General features: G+C 69.4%; 11 protein-coding genes. All 11 read left to right on the top strand.

The genetic code is table 11. The features are described from left to right. Positions 1 to 1,016: CpaF family protein (locus tag L0H79_RS05695; RefSeq protein WP_301483597.1), on the top strand; the 1,016-nt coding region annotated here is incomplete at its 5' end. Beyond that, on the top strand, positions 1,016 to 1,882 hold the full coding sequence (locus L0H79_RS05690) for a type II secretion system F family protein (protein WP_301483596.1): 867 nt from the start codon (positions 1,016 to 1,018) through the stop codon (positions 1,880 to 1,882). The genes L0H79_RS05695 and L0H79_RS05690, both read left to right, overlap by 1 nt. Beyond that, entirely contained in the window at positions 1,879 to 2,856 is a 978-nt protein-coding gene (locus L0H79_RS05685) for a type II secretion system F family protein (protein ID WP_301483595.1), read from the top strand. The genes L0H79_RS05690 and L0H79_RS05685 overlap by 4 nt, the downstream gene beginning before the upstream one ends. A gap of 97 nt (positions 2,857 to 2,953) precedes the next feature. Continuing rightward, complete coding sequence (locus L0H79_RS05680) at positions 2,954 to 3,175, top strand: hypothetical protein (protein ID WP_301483594.1); 222 nt, start codon at positions 2,954 to 2,956, stop codon at positions 3,173 to 3,175. 41 nt (positions 3,176 to 3,216) lie between these two features. Beyond that, on the top strand, positions 3,217 to 3,612 hold the full coding sequence (locus L0H79_RS05675) for a TadE family protein (RefSeq protein WP_301483593.1): 396 nt from the start codon (positions 3,217 to 3,219) through the stop codon (positions 3,610 to 3,612). Beyond that, the gene (locus tag L0H79_RS05670) at positions 3,609 to 4,070 is read left to right on the top strand and encodes a pilus assembly protein (RefSeq protein WP_301483591.1); all 462 of its coding nucleotides are present in this window, start codon (positions 3,609 to 3,611) and stop codon (positions 4,068 to 4,070) included. The genes L0H79_RS05675 and L0H79_RS05670 overlap by 4 nt, the downstream gene beginning before the upstream one ends. Before the next feature lie 5 nt (positions 4,071 to 4,075). Beyond that, positions 4,076 to 4,576 carry a pilus assembly protein TadG-related protein gene (locus L0H79_RS05665; RefSeq protein ID WP_301483590.1) on the top strand — a complete coding sequence of 167 codons (501 nt, stop codon included), beginning with the start codon at positions 4,076 to 4,078 and terminating at the stop codon, positions 4,574 to 4,576. A gap of 310 nt (positions 4,577 to 4,886) precedes the next feature. After that, positions 4,887 to 6,275 carry an FAD-binding oxidoreductase gene (locus L0H79_RS05660; protein WP_301483589.1) on the top strand — a complete coding sequence of 463 codons (1,389 nt, stop codon included), beginning with the start codon at positions 4,887 to 4,889 and terminating at the stop codon, positions 6,273 to 6,275. Between the two features lie 2 nt (positions 6,276 to 6,277). Then, positions 6,278 to 7,564, top strand: a complete 1,287-nt coding sequence (locus L0H79_RS05655) for a class I SAM-dependent methyltransferase (protein ID WP_301483588.1) — start codon at positions 6,278 to 6,280, stop codon at positions 7,562 to 7,564. A gap of 1 nt (position 7,565) precedes the next feature. Further along, positions 7,566 to 8,333 carry an alpha/beta fold hydrolase gene (locus L0H79_RS05650; protein ID WP_301483587.1) on the top strand — a complete coding sequence of 256 codons (768 nt, stop codon included), beginning with the start codon at positions 7,566 to 7,568 and terminating at the stop codon, positions 8,331 to 8,333. Between the two features lie 106 nt (positions 8,334 to 8,439). Then, the gene (gene prfB, locus L0H79_RS05645) at positions 8,440 to 9,564 is read left to right on the top strand and encodes a peptide chain release factor 2 (RefSeq protein WP_301483586.1); all 1,125 of its coding nucleotides are present in this window, start codon (positions 8,440 to 8,442) and stop codon (positions 9,562 to 9,564) included. Positions 9,565 to 9,620: the final 56 nt, after the last annotated feature.

Genomic DNA, 9,620 nt, shown 5'->3' with positions numbered 1-9,620 from the left:
TGCAGCAGTACTTCGACGACCCGACCGTCGAGGAACTGTGGATAAACGAGCCATCCAAAGTATTCATCGCCCGCGGCGGGACGGCGGAGCTGACCCCGACCATCCTCAGTTCCGACGAGGTGCGTGACCTCGTCGAACGCATGCTCAAGAGCAGTGGGCGCCGGGTGGACCTCTCATCCCCGTTCGTCGACGCCACTCTTCCGGACGGGTCCCGGCTGCACGTGGTCATCCCGGACATCAGCCGGGAGCACTGGCAGGTCAACGTGCGCAAGTTCGTCGTCAAGGCCGACCATCTCGACGACCTCGTGCGTCTGGGCACCCTGACTCGGCAGGCGGCGACGTTCCTCGACGCGGCGGTCGCGAGCGGGCTGAACGTGCTGGTCGCGGGAGGGACGCAAGCCGGCAAGACGACCCTGCTCAACTGTCTGTCGGCCGCGATCCCACCCCGCGACCGGGTCGTGACGTGCGAGGAGGTCTTCGAGCTGCGTATCCCGCTTCGCGACGTCGCCGCCATGCAGTGCCGCCAGCCGAGCCTCGAGGGAACCGGGGAGGTGCCCCTGCGTCGCCTCGTCAAGGAGGCGCTGCGGATGCGGCCCTCGCGGATCATCGTCGGCGAGGTGCGGCAGGAGGAGAGCCTCGACCTGCTGATCGCCCTCAACAGTGGCGTTCCCGGAATGTGCACGGTCCACGCGAACAGCGCACGCGAGGCGGTCACCAAGATGTGCACCCTGCCGCTCCTGGCCGGCGACAACGTGTCCAGCCGCTTCGTCGTGCCGACCGTCGCCGCGTCCGTCGACCTCGTCGTGCACGTGGCGCTCGAGCGTGACGGCACCCGCCGCGTGCGCGAGATCGTCGCCGTTCCCGGACGGGCCGAGGCTGACGTCATCGAGATCGCCGACCTCTTCGTGACCCGAGGGCGCCGGCTCGTGCGGGCAGACGGGTTCCCGCCGCACCGTGACGCGTTCGAGCGGGCCGGCTACGACCTCGCCTCCCTCCTTTCGCAGGGTGAGCGCTGATGTCACCACTGGTCGTCGGCCTCGTGTTCGGGCTGGGGGTCTTCTGCATCTACTGGTCCTTCTGGCCCCAGCAGGAGCGACTGCCCCACACTCGGGACGGTGGCTTCGTGGTCGACCTGCGCGACCATCTGACCCAGGCCGGGTACCCCTCGGTGACCCCGGGCAACCTGATCGTCGGATCGATCGTCATGTTCGTCCTGGTCTTCCTGGGTGTCGTGCTCCTGGTCGGCGTCGTCCCGATCGCGCTGTGCTTCGCCGTCGCGGCCGGGCTCGGGCCCATCACGCTGGTCCGGGCCCGCGCCCGCGCGCGCCGCAGCAAGCTGCGCGACCTGTGGCCGGACGCGGTCGACAACATCACCTCCGGGATCCGGGCAGGGCTCGCGTTGCCGGAAGCGTTGGCACAGCTGGCAGTCCGTGGCCCCGAGGAGCTCCGTCCCGCCTTCGCAGCCTTCGCCGAGGACTACCGCACGACAGGTCGCTTCCACGACTGCCTCGACCGGCTCAAGGATCGGCTTCGCGACCCGGTGGCCGATCGCCTGGTCGAGTCGCTGCGGATCGCCCGTGAGGTCGGCGGCAGCGAGCTCGGCACGCTCCTGCGCACCCTGTCGTCATTCCTGCGCGAGGACGCTCGCACCCGGTCCGAGCTCGAGACCCGCCAGAGCTGGACCGTAGGGGCCGCCCGACTCGCCGTCGCCGCACCGTGGATCGTCCTGGGGATGCTGGCCATGCGCGGCCAGTCGCTGGCCAGCTACTCCAGCCCGGCCGGGTGGGTCATCCTCATCATCGGCGCAGGCGTCTGCGTCGTGGCGTACCGGATCATGGTGTGGATCGGGCGTCTCCCGGAGGAAGAGCGGGTGCTGAGATGAGCAGCTCGGTCGATGTCCTCGCCCTGCTGCCCGGCAGCGGGTGGTCCTGGGCCGGTGCCGTGGTGGGTCTGCTCGCGCTGGCCGGCGTCGCGCTCGTGGTCGCGGGCCTGCCCATGATGCGCCGACCAGGCCTCGAGGAGCGGCTCGCGCCCTACCTGCGCGACGCGGTTCGCCCCTCGAAGCTGCTCGCCGCCCCGCCTCGGACGCCGGGGTTCTTCGGCCTCGGGGCGTTGGCGGCGCCGTACCTCAGCCGTCTCGGGATGCGGGTCGACGCCGTCCTCGGTGGGTCCGCGAGCGTCGTGCGGCGGCAACAGCGTGCTGGGCAACAGTCCGACCTCGAACGCTTCCGGGCCGAGCAGGTGCTGGCAGGCTTCGGTGGCGCCATCGCCGCGATCCTGCTGACCGGACTGCAGGCCGTGTCGAAGGGCCAGCTGTCCCTCGTCATGCTCGTGCTGCTCGTCGTCGTCGGAGCGCTGGCGGGCATCGCGGGGCGCGACCTGCACCTGTCCCGGTCCGCGCACCGGCGCGAGCAGCGCATGCTGGCCGAGTTCCCCACCGTGGCAGAGCTGCTCGCTCTGGCCGTTAGCGCGGGGGAGGGTGCGACCGGAGCGCTGGAGCGCGTCTGCCGGCTTTCTCATGGGGAGCTCTCCGACGAGCTGCGGCGCTGTCTCGCCGACGCGCGGGCGGGGGCCAACCTGCCCACCGCACTCGAGGGCCTCGCCCGTCGGACGGGGCTGCTCAGCCTGAGCCGCTTCGTCGATGGCATTGTCGTCGCGGTCGAGCGCGGCACACCACTGGCCGAGGTGCTCCGGGCCCAGGCGCAGGACGTCCGCGAACAAGGCCGACGTGCGCTCATGGAGGAGGGCGCTCGCAAGGAGATCACGATGATGGTCCCGGTCGTTTTCCTCATCTTGCCCGTAACGGTCCTCTTCGCCCTCTACCCGGGCGCCAGCTACTTGAACTTCTCTCTCTGACCCTTGCCGCAGGCTGCGCCGCGGTCCCCGCAGGCCCGGGACAGCCAACCAGCACATCCCCAGACCCAAACAGATAGATACATAGAAGGAGCACGACATGCACACAGTCCTCAACGCGATGGACCGGCACCGACGCGAGGTTCTTGCCGCCCTCGTGGGCCGGGTGGGTGGTCGTCGGGACCGGGGCGACGTGCCCGGCTGGGTCCTGATCACTCTCATGACCGCTGGGATCGTGACCGTTCTATGGGGCGTCGCCGGCGATCGGCTGGTCCAGATGTTCAGCGACGCGCTCGGCAGCGTCAGCGCTCCGGGCCGCTAGGTCGTGGCCGGTCCACGGGGTCGATGTACTCGGGCTCGAACATGAGGAGACCGCGCGACGAAGGGTCCGCGGTCGCCGAGTTCGTCATGGTTGCCGCACTCCTGCTCTTCGTCGCGACAGGTGTCTTCCAGGTCGGCCTGGCTCTCTACGTTCGCAACAGCCTGATCGCTGCGGCCTCCGAGGGCGCCCGTTATGGGGCCAGGGCCGACTCCAGCCCGCAGGCCGGTGCGGAGCGTACCAGCCAGCTCATCAGCACCGGTCTCAGCGCGCGGTTCTCCCGCAATATCACGGCAGCGGAACACATTTCCAACGGTGTACGTGTGGTGCAGGTCGTGGTCCGGGCTCCGTTGCCGGTCATCGGTCCGATCGGACCATCCGAAGCGCTCGAGGTGCGCGGGCGCGCGTTCAGCGAACACCAGGTCGGAGTGGTCCCATGATCCCCACCCTGCCAAGGGCCTGGCACCGACTGTGGTCGCGGCGTGACGACGGTCGGGCGATCGTCGAGTTCATCGTCCTCGGCCTCGGCCTGCTGCTGCCCCTCATCTATCTCGTCCTCACCGCCGCGCGGATCCAGGCGGGTGCGTTCAGCGCGTCGCTGGCGGGCCGGGAGGCCGGCCGCGCCTTCGTCACGGCCACGAACGACAGCGACGCCCAGGTGCGCGCGCAGGCGGCAGCAGCACTGGCGTTCACCGACTTCGCCTTCGACGAAGGCACGAAGGTCGACCTCCGGTGTGACGGCACACCCTGCCTGCACCCCGGGGGGGAGGTCACGTCCACCGCCTCGATCGAGGTTCAGCTGCCCCTCGTGCCCGACTTTCTCGCGGCTCACGTGCCTACCTCCGTGACCGTCTCCTCGACCCACGTGTCGGCTGTCGACACGTACGTGGCCCGATGAACGGCATGCGTGGCACTTCGCTACGGCGTGTCCGGCACCCGCTGGGTTGGCCGCACAGGTCTGATGTCTCTCGCGACGACGGACAGATCGGCATCCTCATCCTCGGGCTGTTCGCCATCGTCGCACTGCTCATCGTGGGGGCGATCGACGTGACCGCAGCCCAGCTTGCCAGGACCCGGATCCTCGACACAGCGGATGCGCTCGCCCTCGACGCCGCCGACGCCCTCGAGGAGGGCAGCGCCTACGGCGGCGGAGTGCAGAGCACGGTCGCGCTGTCAGACGCGTCGGTGCGAGCCGCCGCAGCAGACCACCTCGAGCGCACCCCCCTGCCTGCCGGCCTGACGGGATGGGGTCTCGTCGACGGCACGGGCACCCCGGATGGGAGCACTGCCGTGGTGCGGCTCCGGGGACAGGCACGGCTGCCGATGACGGGCGGCGTCCTCGACAGCCTCGGCGGCAGCGTCACGATCACGGTCGAGTCGCGGGCCCGAGCGCCGCTGCAGTGAGTGCGATGCACTCTCGATGGGGAGAAGTGCACTCTCGATGGGGAGAAGTGCACTTTCGATGGGGAGGAGTGCACTTTCGATGGGGAGGAGTGCACTTTCGATGGGGAGGAGTGCACTCTCGATGGGGAGGAGTGCACTCTCGATGGGGAGGAGTGCACTCTCGATGGGGAGAAGTGCACTCTCGACGGGGAGGAGTGCACTCTCGATTCGGGAGAGGTGAACTGGGGGCTTGCTCGATCCGGGAGAGGTGCGCGGGTTAACCTGCCAGACGAAGTCCCGGGCCGCCGGGGCCGGATGCGAAGGAGCGATGGTGACCGTCTCGACAGAGGTTCAGGCCGCTCACGTGCGACGGGTCGAGGCGCTGCGCCGCTCCTATGACGCCGTCCCCGCCGGGCATCCGGTGCGCCTCGCGAAGCGCACGTCCAACCTCTTCCGTCCGCGGGCAGAGCTCGCCACGCCGGGGCTCGACGTCGCACACCTCACCCATGTCCTGTCCGTCGACCCCGTCGTGTTGACCGCCGAGGTCGAGGGGATGACGACCTACGAGGCCCTCGTCGAGGCGACCCTCGCGGTCGGCTGCATGCCTCTCGTCGTCCCGCAGCTGCGGACGATCACGATCGGTGGCGCCGTCACCGGGCTCGGCATCGAGGCGTCGTCGTTCCGCAACGGGCTGCCTCACGAGTCGGTGCTCGAGATGGACGTGCTCACCGGCGCGGGCGACCTCGTCACCGCCTGTCCGGATGGACCGAACGGCGACCTCTTCGCGGCCTTTCCCAACTCCTACGGCAGCCTCGGCTACGCGACGCGGCTGGTCATCCAGCTCGAGCGCGTCCATGCCTACGTGCGACTGCGCCATGTCCGGCTGACGGAGCTGAGCGGCATACCGGAGGCGATCCACGCGATCGTGACCTCGCGCGAGTACGAGGGCGAGCCGGTCGACTTCCTGGATGGGGTGGTGTTCTCCGGGCAGGAGGTCTACCTGACGCTCGGCACCTGGGCGGACTCCGCGCCGTACACGAGCGACTACAGCGGGCAGCAGGTGTACTACCGCTCCATCCAGCTGCGGTCCGAGGACTACCTCACCATCCGTGACTACCTGTGGCGCTGGGACACCGACTGGTTCTGGTGCTCTCGTGCCTTCGGGGTCCAGCGGCCGCTCGTGCGCAGGCTGTGGCCGGACGCGCTCAAACGCAGCGACGTCTACTGGAAGATCATCCGCTTCGAGAACCGTCACCACTGGTGGGCCCGGCTCCAGCAGCGACGTGGGGAGCCTGCCCAGGAGCGCGTCGTCCAGGACGTCGAGATCCCCATCGACCGCACCGCAGACTTCCTGCGCTGGTTCTTGGGCACCGTCCCGATCGACCCGATCTGGCTGTGCCCCTTGGTTCTTCGTGACACCGGTGGTGGTGCCCGGCGGTGGCCGCTCTACCCGCTCGAGCCTGGGGAGGTCTACGTCAACGTCGGCTTCTGGTCCACCGCCCCCATCCTCCCGAGCGGCCAGGACGGCGACGTCAACCGGGCCATCGAGGCCGAAGTTTCCCGGCTCGGTGGTCACAAGTCGCTCTACTCCGACGCCTACTATGACGAGCGGACCTTCTGGGATCTGTACGGTGGCGACGCCTATCGGGCCGCCAAACGGGTACACGATCCGGAGGGTCGACTCCCGGATCTCTACTCCAAGGCGGTGCGACGCAGATGACGATGACGATTGGCGAGGTGGTCGACCACCTCTTCCCGACGGGCCTGCTCTTCCGGCTCGAGGCGTATGACGGGTCGCTCGGCGGTGACCGCGACGCAGCGGTCACCCTGCGCATCCGCAACGAGCGGGGGCTGCGCTACCTGGTGACCGCCCCCGGGGAGCTCGGGCTCGTCCGCGCCTACGTCATGGGTGACCTCGAGATCGACCCGATCGACCCGGGCGACCCGTACGAGGTGCTGACCCGGACGATGGACAAGATCCCGGCCCCGAGCGTTCGCGCGGCCGAGGTACCGGAGATCGTCCGCAGCCTCGGGCGGCCGGCCTTCCGTCGTCCCCCGCTCCCGCCCCAGGAGACCCCAAGCCGGCTGCATCGCCTCAGCACCGGTCTGGTGCACGGGCGCAAGCGGGACGCCGAGGCGATCTCGCACCACTACGACGTGTCCAACCGCTTCTACGAGCTGGTACTCGGCCCGTCGATGGCCTACACGTGCGCGGTCTACCCGACGCAGGACGCGACGCTCGAGCAGGCCCAGGAGCACAAGCACGACCTCGTCTGCCAGAAGCTCGGCCTGCAGCCGGGGATGCGGCTGCTCGACGTCGGCTGCGGCTGGGGCGGCATGGTCAGGCACGCCGCCGAGCACTACGGCGTCGAGGCCCTCGGTGTCACCCTTTCGCAGCAGCAGGCTCTGTGGGCACAGAAGGCGATCTCCGACGCCGGCCTGTCCCACTCGGCCGAGGTCCGCTTCATGGACTACCGCGACGTGGTCGAGACCGGCTTCGACGCGATCAGCTCCATCGGGCTGACCGAGCACATCGGGGTGGCCAACTACCCCGCCTACTTCCGGGAGCTGCACGACAAACTGAAGCCCGGCGGTCGACTGCTCAACCACTGCATCACCCGCCCGGACAACCGGCACAACGGCGCGATCAAGGCCGTCGGGCTGCGCGGCTCGTTCATCGACCGCTACATCTTCCCCGACGGTGAGCTTGCCGGATCCGGCACGATCGTCACGGTCATGGAGGACACCGGCTTCGAGGTGCAGCACCACGAGAGCTTCCGGCCGCACTACGCGAGGACCTGCCGGGCCTGGGCCCGCAACCTGTCGGCCCACTGGGACGAGGCCGTCGCCGAGGTGGGCGAGGCCACCGCGAAGATCTGGGGGCTCTACCTCAGCGGCAGCTCGCACGGCTTCGAGACCAACGTCGTCCAGCTGCACCAGGTGCTCGGCAGCAAGCTCGACGCCGACCACGACGCGCACTACCCGCTGAGGCACACGTTCGGCATCTGACATGCCGTCGCTGCGGGCCGCAGGCCCGGCCGGGTCGATCGGGTACGAGGTGACCGGGTCCGGGCCGGGCGTCGTCCTCGTGCACGGCTGGTGCTGCGACCGCACCTACCTCGAGCCGCAGCAGGCTCATCTGTCCCGGTTGCACGCCGTCGTCGCACTCGACCTGCGCGGGCACGGCGCGAGCGAGCAGGCCGCCGACGCAGGCTACTCGATCGAGGACTTCGCCGACGACGTCGCCGCGGTCACCGCGGCAAGCGGTCTCGAGCGACCCGTCGTCATCGGGCACAGCATGGGCGGCCTCGTCGCCCTCGAGTGCGCTGCCCGCGGGCTCGCCTGCGCCGCAGTCCTGCTCGAACCGGCTGCGATCCTCGACCAGCGAGGGAAGGACTACTTCCTGCGCTCCGTGCCCGCGGTGGCGAAGGACACGGACGGAGCCTGGCGACGCCGGTTCGCCGAGCGCATCATGCTCCCGACCGACACCGCTCGCCGCGACGAGATCCTGGCCGGTATGCCGCTGACCGACGTTCGCGTCGCGGCAGCCGCCATGCGCGGGATGGGGGAGTATGACGCCGCGGCTGCGCTGCGACGGGTCGAGGTCCCCGTGCTCGTCATCGTCGCGACGAGCCCCGAGGACCTGGACGCCGTGCGCAGCCTGTGCCCGACGGTGACGACCGGGCAGACGGTCGGGGCAGGCCACTTCCACCAGCTCGAGGTCCCCGAGCAGGTGAACCTGATGATCGACCGGTTCCTGGCACTCGACCGGTTGTGACCCGGGCGCACGCCGTGGGCAGGGACGCACGCGAGCCCGGTGGGCGGCATCCGCGACCCATTGCCCGGAGGGGCCCTCCACCGGCGCTGACGTAGGCTGTCATGTCGTGGCCGTGGACTTCACGCAAGAACTCAAGGACCTGCGCACGACGATGGACTCCGTGCGCGGAGTCACCGATCTGGATGCGCTGAGCGCGCGGATCGCCGACCTCGAGAAGCAGGCCGCCGCCCCCGACCTCTGGGACGACCCCGAGCATGCACAGCAGGTCACGAGCACGCTCTCACGCGCCAGCTCGGAACGCGACCGCGTCACCGGGATGGACCGCCGGGTCGAGGATCTCGAGGTCCTCGTCGAGCTCGGGCAGGAGGAGCATGATCCCGGCACGCTCGAGGAGGCCGAGCGCGAGCTCGACTCGCTCAGGAAGGATGTCAGCGAGCTCGAGGTCCGCACGCTCCTGTCCGGCGAGTACGACGAGCGCGCGGCGGTCGTGACGATCCGCTCCGGCGCGGGTGGCGTCGACGCCGCCGACTTCGCCGAGATGCTGCTGCGGATGTACCTGCGCTGGGCCGAGCGGCACGGCTACCCGACCACGGTCATGGACACGTCCTACGCCGAGGAGGCCGGCCTGAAGTCGGCGACCTTCGAGGTCAACGTGCCGTACGCGTACGGTCACCTCGCCGTCGAGGGCGGCACCCACCGTCTCGTGCGGATCAGCCCGTTCGACAACCAGGGTCGGCGCCAGACGAGCTTCGCGGCGGTCGAGGTCATCCCGCTCATCGAGAGCGACGACTCGATCGAGATCCCCGAGAACGAGATCAAGGTCGATGTCTTCCGCTCGAGCGGGCCTGGTGGCCAGAGCGTCAACACGACCGACTCGGCGGTGCGGATGACCCACCTGCCGACCGGCATCGTCGTGTCGATGCAGAACGAGAAGTCGCAGATCCAGAACCGCGCGGCAGCCCTGCGTGTCCTGCAGTCGCGGCTCCTGCTCATGCGCAAGGCCGAGGAAGCCGCCGTCAAGAAGGAGATGGCGGGCGACGTCAAGGCCAGCTGGGGCGACCAGATGCGCTCGTACGTGCTCAACCCGTACCAGATGGTCAAGGACCTGCGAACCAACCACGAGACCGGCAACCCGTCGGCCGTGTTCGACGGCGACATCGACGACTTCGTCGAGGCAGGCATCCGCTGGACGGTCGAGCAACGCAAGGCTGCGGCAGAAGGCACCGCCTGAGGATCGACCGGGCGCGCCACGCCGGTCAATGCAGTAGCGCAGGTTTGTCGCGTTCC

The sequence above is a fragment of the Intrasporangium sp. genome, from assembly GCF_030452765.1.
Taxonomy (GTDB): Bacteria; Actinomycetota; Actinomycetes; order Actinomycetales; family Dermatophilaceae; genus Intrasporangium_A.
The sequence above is the reverse complement of the archived record's forward strand: the minus strand, read 5'-3'. Positions and strand labels throughout refer to the sequence as shown.

Bases quoted from the DNA above. Each gene is read 5' to 3' on its own strand.
- L0H79_RS05680 (WP_301483594.1), top strand. From the start codon at position 2,954: ATGCACACAGTCCTCAACGCGATGGACCGGCACCGACGCGAGGTTCTT.
- L0H79_RS05670 (WP_301483591.1), top strand. From the start codon at position 3,609: ATGATCCCCACCCTGCCAAGGGCCTGGCACCGACTGTGGTCGCGGCGT.
- L0H79_RS05655 (WP_301483588.1), top strand. From the start codon at position 6,278: ATGACGATTGGCGAGGTGGTCGACCACCTCTTCCCGACGGGCCTGCTC.
- L0H79_RS05675 (WP_301483593.1), top strand. From the start codon at position 3,217: ATGAGGAGACCGCGCGACGAAGGGTCCGCGGTCGCCGAGTTCGTCATG.
- L0H79_RS05690 (WP_301483596.1), top strand. From the start codon at position 1,016: ATGTCACCACTGGTCGTCGGCCTCGTGTTCGGGCTGGGGGTCTTCTGC.
- L0H79_RS05650 (WP_301483587.1), top strand. From the start codon at position 7,566: ATGCCGTCGCTGCGGGCCGCAGGCCCGGCCGGGTCGATCGGGTACGAG.
- L0H79_RS05665 (WP_301483590.1), top strand. From the start codon at position 4,076: ATGCGTGGCACTTCGCTACGGCGTGTCCGGCACCCGCTGGGTTGGCCG.
- L0H79_RS05685 (WP_301483595.1), top strand. From the start codon at position 1,879: ATGAGCAGCTCGGTCGATGTCCTCGCCCTGCTGCCCGGCAGCGGGTGG.